This window comes from Rossellomorea marisflavi, assembly GCF_009806575.1.
GTDB lineage: Bacteria > Bacillota > Bacilli > Bacillales > Bacillaceae_B > Rossellomorea > Rossellomorea marisflavi_A.
Genome location: NZ_CP047095.1, coordinates 528,519 through 549,985, shown reverse-complemented (window position 1 = coordinate 549,985; position 21,467 = coordinate 528,519). Strand labels below are relative to the sequence as shown.

The following is a 21,467-nucleotide window of genomic DNA, read 5'->3' as shown; positions in this document are numbered from 1 at the left end:
TATTCGTGATGACAGGGTAAAATTCCTGCTTTACACGTCCTTAATCCTTTCTTCCCAAACTGTCGTCCGGAGGTTTTTAATATGGCAAAAGTGGAATAGTATAGCATGGAAAACGATTTTCCGGATAAACTACGAAAAAATTGGAGGTCATCATTATGAGAGTCATTCTTAACATCCTTGCGTTTGCATTGGTCATCGTGATGAACACACTGGCAGTCACCCTGCCCCTGAACAATCAATCCACAGGCGAAATCAGTGACCGCCTGGATATCATGCTCACACCTGCTGGCTATGTCTTCTCCATCTGGAGCCTGATCTACTTACTGTTGGGCATCTGGGTCCTGAGACAGATCCCGAAGGCACGGAGGGATCTTCCCCTCTATACACGCACAAGCGGATGGTTCATCCTCAACTGTCTCTTCAACTCTTTATGGATCGTGATGTGGCACTATAACTATTTCGGCATCTCTGTCCTGGTCATGGCGGGAATCCTCCTTACCCTGATTGCCCTGTATAAACGGGTGAAATCGACGGATCCTTCCCTTCTGGATCAGGCACCATTCTCCATCTACCTTGGATGGATTTCAGTAGCCGCGATCGTGAATGTCACGTACTATCTGACCGAGATCGGTTTCGACGGCTTCGGCATCCCTGATACCGTATGGGCTTCCCTTGGATTGGCGGCAGCGACCATCCTCGCGTTCTGGTTCAGGACGAAGGAAAACGACTTCCTATATCCGCTTGTCATCGTCTGGGCATTCATCGGAATCGGAGTGAAGAATATGGATGAGCACTCCGGATATGCTTATGCAGCCTATGCACTCGCCGTCATCATCTTCCTCTTCGATGTCTTTTACAGAAGGAAAAAGGTAACAGCATAGCTCCTGCACCCCCTGCTCATAGTATGTACAGGGGGTGTGTGGAATTGAGCCAAAACCAATCTCGCAAAACGACTGCCGGAACGGATATTGACGAAGTGAAACGCCTTAATGCACAATCTGGCAGGACCTATAATGAAGTGAAGAAGCTTCTCAGTAATATGCTTCATAGCGAGCGCCGTTAAACGCCCTCCATATCGAAAAGCCATCCCGTTCACAGGGATGGCTTTTCATTTTTCTTTTATCTATTTCGTTCTGTTTCTTTATTTTCTGCGATCCGTTCGTTGATTTTATTCATTTCCTTCTTCCGGGTGGTCAAGCTGACGACGATGTCTCCTTCTTCCACCCTTGGAGAGGCTTCATTGCGGAAGAATTCAACCTTGCCTGTCGGCTTCTGGATGAGGAGCAGGATCGTTCCTTCCTCTATATCTTCCATATAGCTCTTGAATGGATATTTCTCCGTGACGGTTGTCTTCCGGAACACATCCCCATGCTCCACCCGTTTGTTGAGTTCTTCCCACGTCGGTCCATCCTGGAAGACGATATTCCCGCCGATGGTATGGACCATTTCCTCCAGGTCTTCTCCCGACTGGTTCCTTAGGTTCAACTGATACAGGTTATTCCTTCCGAACTCAGAGATGAACGAAGTACAGACGAGCGCATTATAGGAATCGAGTTCCGTGGCTGCGATCATATAGTCATATGGGGTCATATCCAGGCAATATTCCGTCTTCTCTGAAAGGATCTCCCCCGAATAGAACGGCAGTCCGGCCTTTCTTGCCGTGTAGAGTCGCTGCCAAGATGAATCAGCGATCAATGTGGGGATCTTCAGTTCACGAAGCGCCTTCGCAAATTCAGTACTGAATGCACTCCCCCCGACCAGTATGACGCCGGGATTCTCATCATTGGCAAGCTTCAGTTTACTCGCCAGCCACTTGATGGAGAAACCGTGGGCACATACCGTGGCAAAGACAAGGGCAAATGTCAGCGAGGTGAGGATGGATGCATCCTTGAACCCCTTGTCCAACAGAACAGAAGCGAAGTAGCTTGACACCGTAAGGGCTACGATTCCGCGCGGTGCGATCCATCCCACCAGTATTTTTTCCCTTTTCGTCAGATCTGTTCCGATGGTTGATAACCATATGGACAACGGTCTTACGATGAATAGCATGAGAAGCACAAATCCAATGATCTGCCAGTCAAAGATCTCAAGCAGGGTATCCACTGTCAGGGAAGCTGTCAGCATGACGAATATGGTCGATGTGAGCAATACAGAGATATTTTCTTTGAAATGTCTCATATCACTGATCGAGGCAATATGCATATTGGCAAGCGTCATCCCCATGGCAGTAACGGCCAGCAGCCCTGTTTCATGCATAATTTGATCAGAAACCGAAAAGCCCGCCAGCACTAAGGCAAAGACGACCGGTGATTTCAAGAATTCCGGTACATGTCCCTTTTCGAATAGAAAACCGGTGAACCGTCCAAGCCCCCACCCAAGGAGAATGGCAAACAGCGATGCAGCAAAGAATGAGACGAGCTTCAGAATGGTAGCATCCTCGCTGATAAGGAAATTAATGATTTCAAATGCAAAAACAGCAAGGAGCGCACCGAATGGATCGACGATGATGCCTTCCCATTTCAGGATCGCCGCAGGTCTCGGCTTAAGTTTTGACTGCCTGAGGAGGGGCAGGATGACCGTAGGACCGGTAACGATGAACAACCCTCCGATGACGAAGGCAACGGCCCATGACAGTCCCGCAACATAGTGGGCACCCAGTGAACCCAAGATCCAGGCGAGGAATGCACCGATGGTTACAATCCTGAAGACCGGTTTACCGAGGCCCCTCACTTCCCTGAAATCCAGATTCAGGCTCCCTTCGAATAGGATGATGGCAACAGCCATGGAAATAAGCGGTTCATACAGTTCCCCGAAGACTTCTTCAGGATTGATCAGTCCGAGAATCGGACCAGCTAGTAAGCCGACGATGGACATGACGACGATGGCGGGAAGCTTGAACCTCCATGCCGCCCATTGGGAAGCGATTCCCAGGAAGCCGACTAACATAAGGTTAAATAAGATCGATTCAATCATACAGTTTCTCCTTTAACGTAATGAAGCCAGCGGGGCCCGCTGACTTTCAATGAGCTATGTTTAGTTTATATTTTTTCCGCGGGTTTTAACCAAACCGTCGCTTCCAACTCTTTACAGATAGTGAAGTAGTGAAGCAGCATGGCGAGGACGGCTCCACCATTCATCCCGACGATGACCCCTTCCATGCCGTAGCGGGAACCCATGAAATAGATGCACGCGAAGGAAAATGCACTCGCCCACACCGTATGAAGCAGGGCATCCTTCACGAGTCCAAGACCGATCATGAATGCTTGAAGCGGCAGCATCAAGAAGTGGAATAAGAAATATGGCCATAAAAGCTTCAGGTAATAGGCCGATGTCACAGAGTGGAAGAATCGCTCTGTAATGGCGTCTCCCCAAGCATAGTACACGAATACGACAGGGATCCCGTATCCGATCGTGAGCCACATCACCTGCTTCAAGTGAGCTAGAATCCCCGGCCAATCGTTTGAAGAAGCCTTCTCTGATATCGTCGGGATGAGGACCGTCATCATGGAAACGGCGATGAAAGAAGGGAAGAATCCGATGGTCAAGGCAATCCCCGCGAGCATGCCGAAATGTTCATTGGCCTCCCCTGCCTCCATCCCTGACATGACGAGTGCCAGTTTGATGAGAAAAGGCTGGATGGCATGGGTCAGAGCATGGAAAATCCGTAAAAATGTCGTCGGGATCGAAACCGACAATACCGCTTTTCTCATCTCCCCCTTCGGCAGACTGCTATGGCTATCTTTCCTTTTACCCCGTATCTCGACTATGTAAGCATGGATTAAATAGACAAATACAATGCACTCGCTGGCGATCATCGTGCCAAGTGCAATAAAGATGGACGTATTGAGCTCAAACTCCAAGAATTGATAGATGGACACAAGGAGTAGAAGCTGGATGCCTTTTCTAAGGAAATTGGCCACAGCGATCTTCCCCATCTTCTGGATCCCCATGAAGTATCCCCGCGTAATGGAGGTGAAGGCTATGATCGGGATGATGAGGATGATCAGCCATCTGATCCCCTGATGGTAGCCACTGAATAAGGGCGTCCATGCATAGACAAGGACCATGATGCCGAGGAGGATGATGGTCGTCAGGAGAGCGAAACGGAACGCATAGCCAAGCATCCCCCTGTGGAGACGTTCTTCCCTCTCTGCAAAAAACTTAGAAAGGGAGATGGGAAGCTCCATGCTGGATAAAATCACAATTAAAAAAACGGTGGGAAGGATGGACATATATGTACCAAGTCCCGCTTCCCCCAGTTCCTGCGCCAATATCATATTGATGATGAATTCCAGAAGCTCGCCTGCGAACGCCGTCACCATCAAGATCAAGATTCCTTTGTAAAACAGATTCATCCACAGTCCCGCCCTTTATCACAAGATGTTCTAGTCTATGACTGGCCATCCCGGAATATGAGGACAGGCAGGACGACAAAAAAAGCAGCCCCCGTCAGGAGACTGCTTTCTTATTGTTATTCCGCTTTGGCTTTTCTCGTTACCTTGCGTTTGATCTTCATGAGGATCTCATACACGATTGGTACGATCACAAGGGTCAGGAGGGTTGAACTTGTCAATCCACCGATGACTGTCACACCGAGACCTTTGGAAATCAATCCGCTTCCTTCAAGGCCTAGAGCGAGCGGGAAGAGTGCCCCGATTGTCGCGATAGCCGTCATGAGAATCGGACGTAGACGGGTTGCACCTGCTTCGAGCAGGGCATCACGCGTAGACATTCCTTCATTCTCTTTGTGAATGACACGATCGACAAGGACAATGGCGTTGGTTACGACGATTCCAATCAGCATCAATGCTCCGATCAGGGAGGAAATACTGATGGTCTCACCAGCGATCAACAGGCCGACAAGGGCACCGATCACTGTGAACGGCAAGGAGAACAGGATGGCAAATGGCGCAAGTCCTCCACCGAATGTGATGACAAGGATCAGATACACGATCGCAATGGCTGCCAGCATCGCAAGGCCGAGCTGTGTAAAGGATTCTTGGATGTCCTGGGTGACCCCACCCATATTCACATCGATTCCAGATGGAATATCCATATCATCAATGTCTTTTTGAAGGTCTTGAGAGGCTTTTGATACATCATCCGACTTCAGCTCACCGCTTACATTGGCGTAAACTTTCCCGTCACGTCTTGAGAGGGTATCGGATGTTTCACCTTCTTCGATCTTCACGACATCGCTGATCTTCACTTCCATACCGAGTGGAGATTGAATCGTTTTATCTTTCAGGTCGTTGATATCTTTATAGCTTTCCTTCGGTGCATCGAGGTAGATATCCACATCTTCCCCGTCTTTCTGGATGGTGGTCAGCACAGGGCGCTGACGGTCCTGACTGAGCTCCATGGCGATTTGGCCCGCTGTGAGCCCAAGCTCGCTCAGTTTCTCCTGATCGGCTACGAAGGAGTACTCTTCGTACGATTCAGCAAGGGAGTTCTTCACTTTTTTGTAGTCGCCTTTGTCTTCCATCTTTTTCTGAAGATCTTTGACGACAGGTTCGATGTCCTTCACGGAATCACCGTACACATAAACGGAGATCTCATTGCTTCCGGCACTTGCAGAGAAGTCCTGTGATGCCCACTCCCCTTTGGAGGTGGTTTCCTGAAGATGCTTGATGACCTTTTCTTTCTCATCAGAGAAATTCTTTGTATCTTCATCGTACGATACGAAGAAAATGGCATCGTTCGTGCTTCCAGGACTCATCGGATTCTCGCTTCCGACAGAGTATTGGATGGTGTCTGCGCCTTTTCGGCTTTGAAGATAGCTTTCTGCTTCATCGGCGATTTTCGCCACATCTTCACGGGTCTGACCCGGCTCCGGTTTGAATGTAGCCATGATCATCTTCTCTTCATCACCAGGAAGGAAGCTCACGCCGATCTTCGGCACGAGGAAGAGGCTTCCTACGAGCATGGCGATGGCAAGGACCGAGGTAATGATTTTATGATTCAGCGTCCAGTTCAGGATTCGCTTGTATCCATTGGCCATACGGCTTGGTTTTTCCACATGTTTTTTCTTTGATGACCCCGGCTTGAACATCGTGTGGGCCAGCATCGGTACGACGGTCACAGCCACGAGGAGTGATGCCAATAGGGCGAATACGATGGTCAAAGCGAACGGAAGGAATAGTTCCCCGATCATTCCCTGGACCAGTCCGAGTGGAAGGAACACGGCAATCGTTACGATCGTTGAAGACATGATCGGCACGAACATTTCCTTCGTTGCTTCCCGGATCAGTTCTTTGCCTTTCAGTTTTTCACCCGGCAGGGCCATACGGCGATAAATATTTTCTACGACAACGATGGAGTCATCGATGACACGGCCGATTGCCACTGTCATGGCTCCGAGCGTCATGATGTTCAATGTGATATCCATTTCCTTCAGGAGAAGAATCGCAATCAACAAGGAAAGCGGGATGGAAATGACGGAAATGATCGTTGACTTGATATCCCGAAGGAACAGCAGGATGATGATGACGGCGAAGATCGCCCCGAACAATGCTTTATTCAACATCGTACTGACGGACTCTTCGATTGGTTCACCCTGGTCAAACGTTGACGTCAGTTCAACACCATCGATATCTTTCTCAAACTTCTTCATCTGATCTTTCACGGCATTGACGACATCCACCGTATTGGCATCAGCTGTTTTTACAACCTGAAGCCCGATGGATTCCTTGCCATTGGTTTTCGAGATTGATTCAGCTTCACCTTTCACCTTGATGTCGGCGATTTCAGACAGCTTCACCGTTGGGATCTTCATCTCTGCTCCCTGCTGAGGAGCTGCAGGCTGCTGCCCTTGCTGTGCTTGAGGCGCTTGAGCCTGCGGAGACTGTCCTTCCGCACCGCCCATCCCCTGCTGCGCACTTCCCGCGTCACCAGAAGGGACAAGCGGGATCTTCACGTTTTCAAGGTCTTTGACGGTCGTGATGTTCCCGTCAACAAGGACGGACTTTTGAGTATCATCGAACGTATAAAGTCCGAGAGGCTGGGAAATGTCTGACCCTTGGATGATGTTCTTCACCGTATCTTCTGTCAGTCCGTATTGGTCAAGTTTATCCTGATCGAATACGATTTGACCTTCTTGCACTTCCTGACCGGAAGCTTGAACGGAAGCAACCCCATCAAGACCTTCAAATTCAGGGATGATGGTGTCTTCCACTGTCTTCGTCAATTCAGACAGGGATTGATTCTCATCCGATACGCTGAGGGCGATGACCGGGAAGGCATTCAGGCTGAGCCTTGATACCTCAGGGTCGTTGACCTCGTCAGGGAAGGAGATATCAGAAACGGCATCTTCCACTTCCCTCTTTGCTTCATCCATGTCTTTGGAATACTTATATTCAATCTGAACGGCCGAAGCATTTTGGTACGAAGTAGAGCTGACGACGCTCACCCCGTTCAGATTCTGGACGCGCTGCTCGATGGGTTCGGATACTTTATCCGCCACATCTTCCGGTGTCGCGCCTGGATAAACCGTCGTGATGGTGACAACAGGCGTATTGATATTCGGCAATGTTTCAAGCTTCATGTTGAAGCCTGAATACAAGCCCGCCACGATGATGATGATCGTCATCAACCAAACGGCGAATTTGTTTTTCAGCACAAAATTGATGATACTATTCACTCAAATACCTTCCTTTCCAAATTAAACTGACCGACTAGTCATAACATCACCTAATATAACTGACCGAACAGTCACTCGTCAATAATTTATGTATTAAAAGGGTTTATTTTTTGTGACCATTCGGTCATAATGTACCTATGAGACCATTGGGGAGAGAACGTGTATGAAAGAAAAAGAAAAATTGATCATCGAAACGTCGATGAAGCTGTTTGCCAACAAAGGATTCAACGCTACCTCTGTTCAGGAGATCGTTGAGGAATGCCATATATCCAAAGGTGCCTTTTACTTATATTTCAAATCGAAGGATGCCCTCCTTTTTGCCATCATGGAGCATTATTTCCAGATGATCTATACAAGCATCAATGAAGTCGAGCACGCTGACCTTCCTCCCTATGATAAATTCCAGAAGCAGCTGGAACGCCAATTGACGGAGGTATCGAGACATAAAGAGTTCATCGTCATGCAGATCAGGGAAAATGCCATCCCCTTCAATGAAAAGATCGAATCTTTGTTGATGGAGATGAAACGGGAGTCCTACCACCTTTATTCACGGAGGCTTTATGAGATCTACGGTCCTCCGATCGAGCCATATATTTGGGATGCCACGATGATGATCCATGGCTTTTTCCATTCTTACCTTGAGACCATCATCCTAGACCAGATCCCTCTTGATTTCGCGTATTTATCCACCTTCGTGTTGAGAAGGATGGATGATATGGTGGAGGGGCTGATCAAGAGTGGAGATGAGCCCGTCATGCGCAAAGAGCGCATGGAGACACTCCTGCACGTGGAGAAAGCACAACTCTGTTCCTTGATCGGTGAAGCATCAAGCAAGACGGAAGACGAGAATACCCGCGTATCTCTTGACGTCATTAAAGAAGAACTCGAGAAAGAAGAACCTAGGAAGGTTGTCATCAAGGGCATGATGGCGAACTTGGAATCCGATCCTTCCCTGCGCCCCCTTCTGAGTGCTCTGAAGGAATATACGGTTTAAATTAATAAAAGAGCCAGGCCCCCAATGGAGGAGCCTGGCTCTTTTTCCTGTATCGTCACAGTTCCTGAATGGCATCTGATTCCCATATTAAAACATTGCGATCCCAATGGCCGCTTGCAGCTGACAGCATCCCCCTTGCCACCTGGATCCCTTCGATGCTCCGGTATTTTTTCAACTTCCCCCTCATGAAGGGCTGAAGGAGCCGCGATGCCGCTTCCCCCATCTTTTCCCCAAAACGGAACTCGGCCCGTTCTCCAAGAAGCAGGGACGGCCTGAAAATGTGAAGGGTTGAATACCCCAATGCCGTGACATCCCTCTCTGTCATCCCTTTTACACGACTATAGAAAAAGCGTGAGTCCACATCGGCTCCCATTGAAGAAATCAACAGGAATTGTTTTGCCCCGTGGGTTTTTCCGAGTTCTGCAAGCTGTAGCGGATATCCATGATCGACTCTCTTGAATGCCTCCTGGGTCTTGGCTTTCTTGATCGTTGTTCCGAGGCAGCAGTAAACATCATCGATTGTCTCACCAGGATCCAATCTCATATCGTCCAATGATTGCACCCGTTCATCCAGCTTTTCATGGACGACCCCGGACTCTCTCCTGACAAATGAGATGACCTTATCGTAACGGGGAGAATCAAGGAGCAGCCTGACCAGCCTGGAACCTACCATCCCCGTTGCCCCGGCAATGAGAGCGACTTTTCCTTCCATGAACGTGCCTCCTTTTTAAAAAGGGTGCCCCGGTCGACCCGGGACACCCCTCATTCCTTATTCACCTAGATCAACGTTATGATAAACCTGTTGAACATCTTCAAGGTCTTCGAGAGCATCGATCATTTTCTCGAACTGCGCCTTTGCATCTTCAGGAAGTTCTACATCGTTCTGCGCAAGCATGGTCAGCTCGGCCACGGAGAATTCCGAAATGCCTGCTGCCTTGAATGCTTCCTGTACGGCATGGAATTGATCGGGATCGGCATACACGATCACCGCATCTTCTTCCGCGATGATGTCGCGGGCATCTACATCCGCTTCCATCAAGATTTCAAGAACGTCATCTTCTGACTTGCCTTCGATCCCGATAACAGCTGTCGCATCAAACATGTAAGCAACCGATCCACTCACACCCATGTTCCCGCCGTTTTTGCCGAAAGCCGCACGCACTTCGGATGCTGTACGGTTCACATTATTGGTCAAGGCATCGACAATGACCATGGAACCGTTAGGGCCGAAGCCTTCATAGCGGAGCTCATCATAATTCTCATCGGAACCGCCCTTTGCTTTCTCAATGGCACGGTCGATGATATGTTTCGGTACGTTGTACGTCTTCGCACGCTCAAGGGTGAACTTCAGTGCCTGATTCAAATCCGGATCCGGCTCTCCTTGTTTGGCCACCACATAGATCTCACGGCCGAATTTAGCATAGATCCTGCTTGTATTGGCATCCTTGGACGCCTTCTTTTCCTTGATATTATTCCATTTACGTCCCATCTATAACACTCACTTTCGTTCAATAAATTCCTATCGTGTCAATCCTCATTCATTATACCCTAAAAAGGTGGGGTTTGGGGAGGAGCACTCTTATGAATCGATCCTTCTTGCCTGAAAATCACTGATGGCATCGTATTCCGGTGCAAGGAGCGCTGGCAGACGCGAGAAGATCGGCATCAGCTCCTGATACACTTTCACCGCCTCGGGTTCAGGTCGGTGGGAATGAACGCTACCCACCATGGAGCGCACTTCTTCCAATGATCCCATCCATCCCTGATCCACCATCCCGAGGACGACAGCACCAAGGCACGAGCTTTCAAAGCTTTCCGGGACGAATACTTCCTGATTGAAGATATCGGCGAGCATCTGCCTCCACAGTTCGGATCGGGCAAAGCCACCGGTTGCCTGCACGCGAACAGGGGTCCCGATCAATTCTTCCAGCGCCTGAAGGACGCTGTACAGATTCATGACGATTCCTTCAAGGACCGCCCTGACCATATGCTCCTTTTTATGGTGCATGGCAAGTCCGAAGAAGGATCCCCGTGCTTTTGCGTTCCAGAGAGGTGCCCTTTCTCCTGCCATATACGGATGGAAGATCAGGCCGTCCGCTCCCGGATTCACTTTGGAGGCAAGGGCCGTCAACACCTCATAAGGCTCCAGGCCAAGTCTGCCGGCAGCGTCCACTTCGGCTGTGGCGAGCTCTTCCTTCACCCAGCGGAAGATCATGCCGCCATTGTTTACCGGTCCTCCGATGATCCAATGCTTATCGGTAAGCGCGTAGCAGAAGATCCGCCCTTTTGGATCCGTGATGGGACGATCGGTGACGGCGCGGATCGCACCACTTGTCCCGATCGTTACGGCGACGACCCCGCTCTCGATGGCGTTCACACCGAGATTTGAAAGGACGCCATCGCTCGCTCCTACGTAAAACGGTGTCTCTGCATCGATCCCGAGGAGTTCGGCGTAATTCCCCTGAAGTCCGGTCAGACTCGTAGTGGTAGAAACCGGTGTAGACAACTGATTCTTTTTAACCCCTGCGATCTCGAGAGCTTCTTCATCCCAGTCAAGATCTTCAAGATGAAACATCCCCGTGGCAGAAGCGATTGAATAATCGATCACATACTTGTCGAACAAACGGTGGAAGATGAATTCCTTGATGGAAATGAACTTCGCTGCTTTTTCAAAAAGCTCGGGCTCATCATGACGGAGCCAAGCAAGTTTCACAAGGGGGGACATCGGATGGATCGGCGTACCGGTCCTTTGGTAAATCTCCATTCCGTTCATCTCGTGCTTGATCTTTTCCGCCCATTCACTGCTGCGGTTATCCGCCCAGGTAATGGATCTGGTCAGCAGGCCGTTTTCCTCATCTACCAGGATGAGACTGTGCATGGCGGAACTGAACGATACGAACGAGATCTCTTCCTCTGTCCTTCCTGCTACTTCCTTGATGCAGTAGATGACCGCCTGGAAGATCTCTTCGGGATCCTGTTCTGCCACTCCCGGAACCGGAGTGTGAAGGGGATACTCGATTCCATGACGCTCGATCGCCTCGCCTTTTTCATTGTAAAGTACAGCTTTCGTACTGGTGGTTCCAATATCGACACCTATCATATATCGTGACATGACTATTTCCTCCTAAACGAACATAGAGAAGGGATGATCCTTCTTTCATTAAATCGGGGCAGACGTCGCCCTGTCGTTTTAAATACCTCTTTCTAACATAACACCTGAAAGCGCATTTAACCAAACCATACACATGGAAATCTCCTAGTTGAATCCAATGGGAAAAATGATGAAAACATTCAAAAAAATATTTTTTATTATGCAAACGATTACAGAATTTATTTTTATTTCCACCAAAAACTAGTATACTAGAAAGAAGGAAAACCCTTACAGGAGTGTGATTCAATGAGCCAAGAGCACCAGCACTGCCTCGCCAGGATCCGTGCACATTATCCTCAATTCAGCACAACCGAAAAAAAGATCGCCGACTTCATCCTGAAGAGACCGGAAGAAACCATCCATTCTTCCATTAACGGACTATCAGATCGGTTAGGTGTCGCCGACTCGACCGTGTTCCGCTTTTGCAAGCGTGTCGGATTCAAAGGATTCCAAGCCATGAAGATCGCCCTTGCATCCGAGATCATGAAGAATTCTTCCCACGAACGGCTCGACGAAGGGGATACCCCGACTTCCATCGCCTCAAAAGTATTCCGCTCCAACTGCAAAACGATCGAAGACACCCTCGTGATACTTGATGAAGGGGATCTGATGAAAGCCGTACAAGCCATGGAAACGGCACGTTCCATCGAGTTCTTCGGTAGCGGCGGATCAGGCATCGTAGCCCTTGACGGCTACCACAAATTCATCCGGACCGGGTTGAAAGTGCATGCGACCCTCGACTCCCACATCCAACTCATGGCAGCATCGCAAATGACCAGTGAAGACTGCGCGATCTTCATCTCCCATTCAGGTAGCACCAAGGATATCCTTCATATCCTCGACATCGTCAAAAGCACCGGAGCCACCACCATCGGGATCACGAACTTTGCCAAATCCCCTTTGAGCCAGCAGGTCGACATCCCCCTCTTTACCGTATCAGAGGATTCCGACTACAGGAACGAAGCACTCTCATCCAGGATCGCCCAGCTCACCCTGATCGACACCCTTTACGCCAACCTCCTGCAGATACGCGAAACCAAGGGGCAGGAATCCATCAGAAAAATGCAGGAAGCCATCAAGAGTAAGAGAGGGTGACTGCATATTCCTCTCTTTTTTCAGTATCTAATCTTGCTAATTCTTTAATAGAAAGCAAGCGAGATAGAGTCCGTTCCTTTTCGCTGCAGGCTCTTGCTTTCCTGCGGGGAGGGCCTCGAGCCTCCTCGTGCCTGCGGGGTCTCGCCATCCCTCCTTTTCCGCTGGAGTCAAGCGCCTTCCGCTTCAATCCACTCTTTGGTTCTGGTGGTGGGGAATGTTACTACTCTGTTCTCCCCAACACACACCACTTCTACAGTTGAGGGCTCATGCCTTCTTCAATCAACCCTTTTAACAGAAACGCATTCACTCACTTGTGAATAAGTAACCATGTGGATAACTTCAGATCGTCCTAACGCGACTTACCCACAGCTCTATTACAATAAAATATATACATTTTGGACGCCTTCGCATCTCCTTATTAATCCACACAAAACATGAGAGGGATGACGTCCAGAACCCCATCTTTGCTCAAATGCCCACAAAACAGATGGGGCTGGTGTGCAGAACCCATCACCCTTCCCCACTAAAAGTGCAGTGCAGCGCCCGAACGACTCCTAAGGGAATCGAGTGAAGGGTGAGACCCCGCAGGTACGAGGAGGCTCACCTCACTCCCCTAGGAAAGCGGTCGGCCCAAGCGAAACGGAACGTCCCATCTTTGCACTACCACCCACAAAACAGAAGGGGGATGACGTCCAGCACCCATCACCCCATCCCCACCAATAGTGCAGTGTAGCGAAGGCCGAACGACTCCTAAGGGAATCGAGTGAAAGGTGAGACCCCGCAGGCACGAGGAGGCTCACCTCACTCCCCTAGGAAAGCGGTCCGCCGCAGCGAAACGGAACGTCCCATCTATGCACTACTATCCACAAAACAGAAGGGGGAGGATGACGTCCAGCACCCATCACCCCATCACCACCAAAAGTGCAGTGCAGCGGAGGCCGAACGACTCCTAAGGGAATCGAGTGAAAGGTGAGACCCCGCAGGCACGAGGAGGCTCACCTCACTCCCCTAGGAAAGCGGTCGGCCGCAGCGAAACGGAACGTCCCATCTTTGCACTACCACCCACAAAACAGAAGGGGGAGGATGACGTCCAGCACCCATCACCCCATCACCACCAAAAGTGCAGTGTAGCGAAGGCCGACCGACTCCTAAGGGAATAGAGTGAAGGGTGAGACCCCGCAGGCACGAGGAGGCTCACCTCACTCCCCTAGGAAAGCGGTCGGCCGAAGCGAAACGGAACGTCCCATCTATGGACAAAAAAAGAGAGCAGGCACCAAGCCCACTCCCTACCTCAATCCACAATCAACGGAACCACACGGCCCCCATTCACATCAATCAACCCGCGATCCGTAATCTTCAACGCCGGACTCACAGGCAACGACAGCGTACTCAGCGACATGATCACATTATAATGCTCATACCCCATCGCCTTCAGCGAAGCCGTCACATGCCCCACCTGCTCTGACACACACTCAAGCTTATCCTCAGACAGAATCCCTCCAACCGGCAGCTCAAGCATCGACAAAATCTTGCCACCTTCCACACAGCACACACCGCCCTGCTTCCGGATCACTTCATTCGCCGCCAGTAGCATATCCTCTGGACTATGCCCCACAACAAGCAGATTGTGATTATCATGTGAATAAGTCGTCGCAAACGCACCGCTCTTGATGATATCACCGGCAATCAACCCATGTGCCCGGCTCTCCGTCCCGTATCTCGAAAACGTCGCGATCTGTGCCAGACCGCCTCCTTCCCACTCGAGACGTCCTCCACTGGACACCACGGACCGGTGGACTTCCTCGGTGAAGGTCGACCCGTTCTTCACCTGGATCACCCTGCACATATAAGCACCGTCAGCTTTCCCGCTCTCCATGGTAAAATCGTCCAAACTCAATTCAGCAAGGTCGACACTTTTATAGAAGGATTCAGGGAAAGCCCGATCCGGTTCAGCCTGATCATACGATTGATTCACATCATAGACCCGGCGACCCGCTTTATACACCTCATTGATTTCAAACGACTCGAGATCTGAAACCAACAGAAAGTCTGCCACCTTCGAAGGCGCGATCGTTCCCCGATCATACATACGCATCCTCTGGGCTGGTGTATAGGTACACGCATAAATGGCCATCTCGGGCGTCATCCCCATGGCGATTGCCTTCTTCAGCAGGACATTCAAATGGCCCCTCTCTGTAAAGGAATCCGCCATCACATCATCGGTGATGAAGCAAAAGAGCTCCTCCACCGGCTCGCTGATCAGGTATTCCATCACCTCGGGCGTCATGGACTTTTCCTGGATTTCAACGAACATGCCGGCCGCCATGCGCTGCTCCATCCCTTCCACTGTCTGGTGCGTGTGATCGGAGTGGACGCCGGCGAACGCGACCTGCTGAAGCTCGAGGTCCAGCAGCTTCGGTACATGCCCCTCGATGATCAGATCCGGATACTCGCGGTTCATATGCTCAAGGATGGCGTTCGTCTTACTCGGTGCTTCCGTGATGATTTCATAGAAGTTCATGATTTCTCCCAGGCATTTGATCCTTTCCGTCCGGAGAAGATCATCGATTTCCCCGATGCCGATGGCCCCTCCCGTCGTTTCCATGGAAGTGGCCGGGACAGAGCTCGGAATCGAATAGAACATGTCCACTTCGCACGATTCACTGGCGCGGATCATTTCCTTCACACCGGACAGGCCGAATACATTGGCCATCTCATGGGGTTCGGGCACAATGGTCGTGACCCCGTTCCGGATCAGGCCGTATGAAAAGGTAGCGGGTGTCACCATGGTGCTTTCTATATGAAGATGGATATCGATCAGACCCGGGACCATGTAGGAACCGTCCCCTGCCACGACGTCGGACGCTTCGAAATACTCCGCTCCCCGGTCCCCGATATAGAAGAACTTTCCGTCTTTGATGGCTACGTTCCCTTTTGTGAATCGTTTAAAATAACTGTTGTAGACGCGAACGTCCGTTACCAGCATATCGACTTTCATACTTTCCCTCCTAAAGCTATTCCACCACAACCATCTGATCCTGAGGTATTTCGAGCGAGACCTTTTCTCCCGCACGGTAAGGCAGTGCTGTTTCTTTATTCACGGTGAAATCGCCAAGGGCTGTTTCCACGACGAATTGGAAGCTGCGTCCAAGGTAGGTCGAGATCTTCACGATGCCGGGAATGATGTTCATTCCTTCCTTCGTCCCTTCATGGAGCAGGAGGTTGTCCGGCCGGATGGCACCGATCTTTCCTGATCTGCTCATTTGCGGATGCCTGGTCAAGACAAAATCATGACCAGAAACGGATAGCCGGATCGTGTCCTCTGCATCCTGCCGCTCCTCAAACTCGATGAAGTTCTTAAACCCGATGAAATCAGCAATGAATCTCGTTTTAGGATACTGATAGATGCTCGTCGGTTCATCGAGCTGTTCAATGACGCCTTTGTTCATGATGGCTACCTTATCGGAGATGGAGAAACACTCCTCCTGATCATGGGATACGTAAACCGTTGTAATCCCGAGCTCCTGCTGGATCCGGCGGATTTCCACCCTCATGTTCACTCTCAGATTGGCATCGAGGTTGCTGAGCGGTTCATCGAATAACAGGATTTCCGGTTCGATGACCAAAGCCCTGGCAATTGCGACACGCTGTTTTTGTCCCCCTGACAGCTCTTTCGGGTATCGTTGATCGTAGCCTGCAAGATCGACGACCTCCAGTACTCTCTTTACCTTTTTCTCTATCTCTCCTTTTCCAAGCTTCCTCAGCCGGAGTCCGAATGCCACATTATCAAAGATTGATAAATGGGGGAAAAGGGCGTAGTTCTGGAATACAAAACCGAAATTACGCTTGTTCACGGGAACCTTTGTATAATCTTTACCGTTCAGAAGGAATTTCCCCTTGTTCGCTTTCAGGAATCCTGCGATCAATCGGAGCGTGGTCGTTTTCCCGCATCCACTTGGTCCAAGCAGGGAAACGAGCTGACCCTTCTCGATCTCAAGATTGAAGTTCTCCAGGATCGTTTGCTTATTATAGGAAACAGATACATCGTCCAAACTAAATAATGCCAATGGAGTGGCCCCCTTTTATCGTTTAGTGAAATAAGATAGTCCCATCAGTCTTTCAACCATGAACATGAAGAATGCCGTGATGACCATGAGGAGGACGGAAATCGCCGCGATGGTCGGATCGAAATAGTTCTCAACATACGTGAGCATTTGGATCGGGAACGTAGAGATGCCCGGTCCGGTCATGAATACGGATATGTCGACGTTATTGAAGGATTCCAGGAATGCGATCATGACCGCTGCCAGGATCCCTGACTTGATATTCGGCAGGACGACGATGAAGAACGTCTTGACCTTGCTCGCTCCCAGGCTCTCTGCAGCCTCTTCGATGGAAAAATCAAAGTTTGATAGACTCGATGAAATGACCCTGATGATGAAAGGGAGCATGATGATGGTATGACCGATGAAAAGCGCTGTATAGATCGGAAGCTGATAGGCCCCGACGATATAGCGAAGGAATGAAAAGCCAAGGACGATCCCCGGTATGAGGATCGGGGAAATGAACACGGCATCGAGCAATTTCTTCCCTTTGAAGTCGAATCGACTCAGGGCATATGCCGCCGGGATGCCAAGGACAAGGGCGAATAGATTCCCCATGAGAGAGACAATAATGGATGTCTTGAATGTGGAAATAAACATCTGCACATCGAATATATTCAGATACCATTTAAATGAAAGATGTTCCGGCGGGAACTTCAAAACGCTCCCACCCTCAAAGGACGTCACCGATATAATCAGCAAAGGTCCCAATAAGAATAGAAATACCAGGAATGTGAAAAATGCCAATCCTCGATTCTTCTGCATCGACCTCTACCCCTTCGGATTCAATTTACGTGCTAATGCATTCATGCAGGCAATCACGGCAAACGTGATGACAATCATGATGGTGGCGACAATGGAGGCCACCTGCCAGTCATTGAGCGTGATGGCGTTCTGATACAGGAAAGTGGAGATGACCCGCTGCTTGCCCCCCAATAGGGCAGGTGTGGTGTACGCCGTGAAGCTGCCCACAAAGACGAGGATGCTCCCGATGACAAGTCCCGGCACACACAGGGGAAGAACGACCTTCAGGAATACAGTGGCCTTTGATGCCCCCAGGCTTTCGGCTGCTTCGAGAAGATCATGCTGGATGTTCTCCATGACCCCCACCAGGGAAACGATGATTAAGGGAAGAAATAAATGAACCAACCCGATGATGATGGCCGTCGGTGTATAAAGGATATCGAGAGGTTCGTGAATGATGCCCATCCCAAGGAGCATCTTATTCAACAATCCATTTCGTCCGATAATGATCATCCAGCTGAACGACCGGACAACCGAACTCGTCAGCAATGGGAAGATCGTAAGAAGCAGAAGGACTGCCTTCATTCTGCCCCCGAGCTTTGAGATATAATAAGCTGCCGGAAACCCAAGGATGATACAGATCAACGTCGTCAGCAGGCTGACCCGCAGCGTGGTGAATAGAATATCAAGGAAATATCGATCCTTCAGGAACGTCAGGTACCCGTCTAAGGTGATCCCGCTTCCGTCGGTAAACGTCGTCCCGATCGTGAGGACGATGGGAATAATCATGAATACCGTCAAAAACAGGATGCCAGGTAGCATCAATAGATACATATAACGCGTCTTCATACTCAAAAACCCCTGTCTCCAATAGATTAAGATGAAACGATGGAATGGAATAATCGTAGGAAAGCCGCTTCATCGACCTCCGTACAGACGGATAGATTCCTGTCTTGCTCCAACCTGTTCTGGAAGTCACATACGAGTTGACCATCACATAGCTCGCTCCTCGTCTCCACATCGACGAAGAAGTCCTCGGTCTTGACGAGACTTTTATCGATGGCAACCGCGACAGCAAGCGGATCGTGCATGGCACAACCGTCCACGCCGTTCCGTTTGAAGTACCGTTTGCGGTATTGAGCCGTGCTGTTATCGATATACTCACGGATCACGGGATTTTCAATCGCCTGGATATGGTCTTCCTTCAGGATTGCGTGTCTGGTGACATCGAGCCCCACCTGGGTGATATCGTTGAAGCCTGCGTGAAGCACAATCTTCACAGCCTCCGGATCTACCACCATATTGAACTCGGCCGTCGGCGTGACATTCCCCGGTCCCTTGACCACTCCGCCCATGAAAATGACTTCTTTCACATAGTGGACAATCTGTGGACATTTCTTAATCGCTAAGGCCAGATTGGTCAGTGGACCCGTCATGACAAGCGTGACCTCATGAGGGAAATTCAGGATCGAATTGATGATGAAATCAGGGGCAAATCCTTCCTCCGCAGGTCTTGATGGAAGGATATCCTTCAATTCCCCGCCAAGTCCGTCTTCCCCGTGTACCCCATGTTCGAAGAATTGGGGCCTGATCAAAGGGGCATCGGCCCCTTTGATCACAGACAGATTGGTTTCCCCGAGTAGATCCAAAACCTTCAGCGTATTGTCCGTTGCTTGATCAAGGGACACGTTTCCATTCACCGTTGTGATTCCAAGAAGATCGAACTCCCTGCTTTTCACTGCCAGGATGATGCCGATCGCATCATCTATGCCGGTATCCACATCAAGTATCAGTTTACGCTTCATGTCATCCACTCCCATTGTTAGTTTGCCAGTTCACGGTTCCAACGGTCGATCCACTGCTTGGAATTCTGATTCACAAACTCCATATCCAGCGTATTCAATCCTTCTACAACCTCTTCCCCGTACGTCAATCCCTCTGCTTCTTCCTCAGATAGCTTCACTTCGGTGTTGACAGGTGAATCGACCTTGGCCTTCGCTGACTTCTCTTGTACTTCTTTGCTCAATATATAATCGATGAACTTCTCAGCCATCTCTTTATTCTTCGAATCTTTTACAACGTTCACCGTATTCATGACGGCATATCCGCCTTTTTCAGGTGAAACGAATGTTGCACTCGGTACGGCTTCTTTCAAATCGGCGAAATACATTTCCATGATTGGTCCAGCCACGATCTCTCCCTGAGAGAACATATTGACGAATTCCGACGTCTGGCCGTATTCTTTCACAACATTCGGCAGGATGTCTTTCATTTGATCAAATGCTTGGTCTTCATTGAATGTGTCTGCGCCACTGACCTTCGATGCTGCATCAAGCATCATCGGACCGCTTGTGGAGGTGATCCCCGGAATGGTAATGGATGCCTTCAGATCCTTGCGCCATAGGTCATCCCAATCCTTGATCGGTTGTTTCACTTCATCCGCATTATAGGCGATACCAAACTGACCGACCGTATAAGCAGGACCATACTCTTCTCCAAGAGGAGCTTTAGCTACATCATAGATGGAATCAAGATTTTTCAGCTTTGAATGATCAATCTTCGCAAACAGTCCATCATCGATCCCCTGTTGCGCATAGTAGTCGGATAGGAAGATGACATCCACATCCCCGCGGCCTTGACGGACCTTATTCAAACGATCTGCGTTGTTGCCCGTGTCGAGGACGATTTCTACATTGTTCTCTTCTTCAAACGGCTTATACACTTCTTTATCGAAGAAGTCTTCAGCAAATCCCCATGTGGAGATGACGAGCTTCTTGGAATCCTTCTTACTGCCTGAACCATTACCACTGCATGCTCCCAGTAGGAAAAGCGACGCAACGGTAAGAATGACGATGAACTTTTTCATTTTCTTGACCCCCTGATGATTGTTTTTTAGTGAATAGCATATAAAAAAAGACAACCCTAAATAGAATAAAAGCATTCTACTCAAGATTGTCTTTTCTTCGTAAACAAAGATGAAACAAATCCAGAAGATTAAACGGCATCCCTTCAAGATGAATCAAGTCGGGACGTCCAGGTATTCTATTTGACGATGATGTTTGTGAAAGCAATCTGGGTGAGGGAATCGTAATCCCGTAGGACCGCCTCGATGTCCCATCCGATCTCTTTCAGCTTTTCTTTGAGCTTCTTCTTGAACAGGATCGACATGTGAAAATCGACTTCAAGCTTCAGATGGGGCGCTTCCCCTTCGAGAGCCTGTGATCTGGGTGCGCGGCGATGCTTCGCTTGAAACGTGATGATCTTTTCTTCGATCTTCACCTTCAGTAGTGTCGTCCCGAAACCGAATAGTTCCTTGGAGACGTCATTGTACAAGTGGGAAAGAATCTTTTTCGTTTCATTCGCATCCTTCGTCATCATTTCACCCGCCAACAAAGTTGTTACTAGTTATTATACATTTTTTTAGTAAGTTGACAATAGAATATACGGATTTTTATCGATATTTGTAGATTTTTATTAAAATAACGTTTCCATATACACCTAATCACGAACATTAAAAGGCATACGACCAACCCTGGCCCTCATACACTACCCATATAGGCAGTTGGGAGGGATGATATGAATATCGCCGTCACCATCGGATTCATTTTTATTTTAGGCATGATCCTTGGGTTTCTCATCTTTTTTCTACGGAAGACGCTTCACGTGGAAGATGCAAGCAGGATCGATCCCCCAGTGGAAAACGAAGACGAATACACAAAGCCCGATTCCCATTAGGGAATC

General features: G+C 49.4%; 18 protein-coding genes. 5 read left to right on the top strand and 13 right to left on the bottom strand.

Annotated features, from left to right (window positions below):
• Positions 1-155: 155 nt before the first annotated feature.
• Both D5E69_RS02815 and D5E69_RS23330 read left to right on the top strand, forming a co-directional pair.
• Positions 156-881, top strand: a complete 726-nt coding sequence (locus D5E69_RS02815) for a TspO/MBR family protein (protein WP_316247160.1) — start codon at positions 156-158, stop codon at positions 879-881.
• A gap of 44 nt (positions 882-925) precedes the next feature.
• Entirely contained in the window at positions 926-1,063 is a 138-nt protein-coding gene (locus D5E69_RS23330) for a hypothetical protein (RefSeq protein ID WP_187427196.1), read from the top strand.
• Positions 1,064-1,119: 56 nt separating this feature from the next.
• Here the strand turns inward: D5E69_RS23330 and D5E69_RS02810 are convergent, their stop codons facing one another.
• The 3 genes from D5E69_RS02810 to D5E69_RS02800 form a co-directional block, all read right to left on the bottom strand.
• Positions 1,120-2,973, bottom strand: coding sequence for a cation:proton antiporter (locus D5E69_RS02810; RefSeq protein WP_200843176.1), 1,854 nt, complete (start codon positions 2,971-2,973; stop codon positions 1,120-1,122).
• Between the two features lie 65 nt (positions 2,974-3,038).
• Entirely contained in the window at positions 3,039-4,355 is a 1,317-nt protein-coding gene (locus tag D5E69_RS02805; RefSeq protein WP_048006764.1) for an oligosaccharide flippase family protein, read from the bottom strand.
• Positions 4,356-4,471: 116 nt separating this feature from the next.
• Positions 4,472-7,639, bottom strand: coding sequence for an efflux RND transporter permease subunit (locus D5E69_RS02800; RefSeq protein WP_048006763.1), 3,168 nt, complete (start codon positions 7,637-7,639; stop codon positions 4,472-4,474).
• 163 nt (positions 7,640-7,802) lie between these two features.
• On the opposite strand from D5E69_RS02800, the gene D5E69_RS02795 reads away from it, so the two are divergent.
• Positions 7,803-8,633 carry a TetR/AcrR family transcriptional regulator gene (locus D5E69_RS02795; RefSeq protein ID WP_048006762.1) on the top strand — a complete coding sequence of 277 codons (831 nt, stop codon included), beginning with the start codon at positions 7,803-7,805 and terminating at the stop codon, positions 8,631-8,633.
• A gap of 55 nt (positions 8,634-8,688) precedes the next feature.
• Here D5E69_RS02795 and D5E69_RS02790 read toward each other — a convergent pair whose 3' ends face one another.
• The 3 genes from D5E69_RS02790 to gntK all read right to left on the bottom strand — a co-directional run bounded on the left by D5E69_RS02790 (position 8,689) and on the right by gntK (position 11,733).
• Positions 8,689-9,345: an oxidoreductase gene (locus tag D5E69_RS02790; protein ID WP_048006761.1), complete on the bottom strand. Its 657-nt coding sequence runs from the start codon at positions 9,343-9,345 to the stop codon at positions 8,689-8,691.
• Between the two features lie 57 nt (positions 9,346-9,402).
• A complete protein-coding gene (locus D5E69_RS02785) occupies positions 9,403-10,122 on the bottom strand; it encodes a YebC/PmpR family DNA-binding transcriptional regulator (protein ID WP_048006760.1) in 720 nt (239 codons plus the stop codon).
• 90 nt (positions 10,123-10,212) lie between these two features.
• The gene (gene gntK / locus D5E69_RS02780) at positions 10,213-11,733 is read right to left on the bottom strand and encodes a gluconokinase (protein ID WP_048006929.1); all 1,521 of its coding nucleotides are present in this window, start codon (positions 11,731-11,733) and stop codon (positions 10,213-10,215) included.
• Positions 11,734-12,030: 297 nt separating this feature from the next.
• On the opposite strand from gntK, the gene D5E69_RS02775 reads away from it, so the two are divergent.
• Positions 12,031-12,879, top strand: a complete 849-nt coding sequence (locus D5E69_RS02775; RefSeq protein WP_048006759.1) for a MurR/RpiR family transcriptional regulator — start codon at positions 12,031-12,033, stop codon at positions 12,877-12,879.
• 1,291 nt (positions 12,880-14,170) lie between these two features.
• On the opposite strand, the gene D5E69_RS02770 is transcribed toward D5E69_RS02775, so the two are convergent.
• The 7 genes from D5E69_RS02770 to D5E69_RS02740 form a co-directional block, all read right to left on the bottom strand.
• Positions 14,171-15,877 (bottom strand): adenine deaminase C-terminal domain-containing protein, encoded by a 1,707-nt coding sequence (locus tag D5E69_RS02770; protein ID WP_048007795.1) that lies wholly within the window; start codon positions 15,875-15,877, stop codon positions 14,171-14,173.
• A 16-nt stretch (positions 15,878-15,893) separates the two neighbouring features.
• Positions 15,894-16,946 (bottom strand): ABC transporter ATP-binding protein, encoded by a 1,053-nt coding sequence (locus D5E69_RS02765; protein WP_048007794.1) that lies wholly within the window; start codon positions 16,944-16,946, stop codon positions 15,894-15,896.
• A gap of 15 nt (positions 16,947-16,961) precedes the next feature.
• Complete coding sequence (locus D5E69_RS02760; RefSeq protein WP_048007793.1) at positions 16,962-17,747, bottom strand: ABC transporter permease; 786 nt, start codon at positions 17,745-17,747, stop codon at positions 16,962-16,964.
• Positions 17,748-17,753: 6 nt separating this feature from the next.
• Positions 17,754-18,575: an ABC transporter permease gene (locus D5E69_RS02755; protein WP_048007792.1), complete on the bottom strand. Its 822-nt coding sequence runs from the start codon at positions 18,573-18,575 to the stop codon at positions 17,754-17,756.
• A 26-nt stretch (positions 18,576-18,601) separates the two neighbouring features.
• Complete coding sequence (locus D5E69_RS02750; protein ID WP_048007791.1) at positions 18,602-19,531, bottom strand: nucleoside hydrolase; 930 nt, start codon at positions 19,529-19,531, stop codon at positions 18,602-18,604.
• 17 nt (positions 19,532-19,548) lie between these two features.
• Positions 19,549-20,592 carry an ABC transporter substrate-binding protein gene (locus D5E69_RS02745; RefSeq protein WP_048014750.1) on the bottom strand — a complete coding sequence of 348 codons (1,044 nt, stop codon included), beginning with the start codon at positions 20,590-20,592 and terminating at the stop codon, positions 19,549-19,551.
• Positions 20,593-20,768: 176 nt separating this feature from the next.
• Positions 20,769-21,104 carry a hypothetical protein gene (locus D5E69_RS02740; protein WP_048007789.1) on the bottom strand — a complete coding sequence of 112 codons (336 nt, stop codon included), beginning with the start codon at positions 21,102-21,104 and terminating at the stop codon, positions 20,769-20,771.
• Positions 21,105-21,302: 198 nt separating this feature from the next.
• On the opposite strand from D5E69_RS02740, the gene D5E69_RS02735 reads away from it, so the two are divergent.
• Positions 21,303-21,461: a hypothetical protein gene (locus D5E69_RS02735; protein ID WP_156183299.1), complete on the top strand. Its 159-nt coding sequence runs from the start codon at positions 21,303-21,305 to the stop codon at positions 21,459-21,461.
• Positions 21,462-21,467 lie beyond the last annotated feature (6 nt).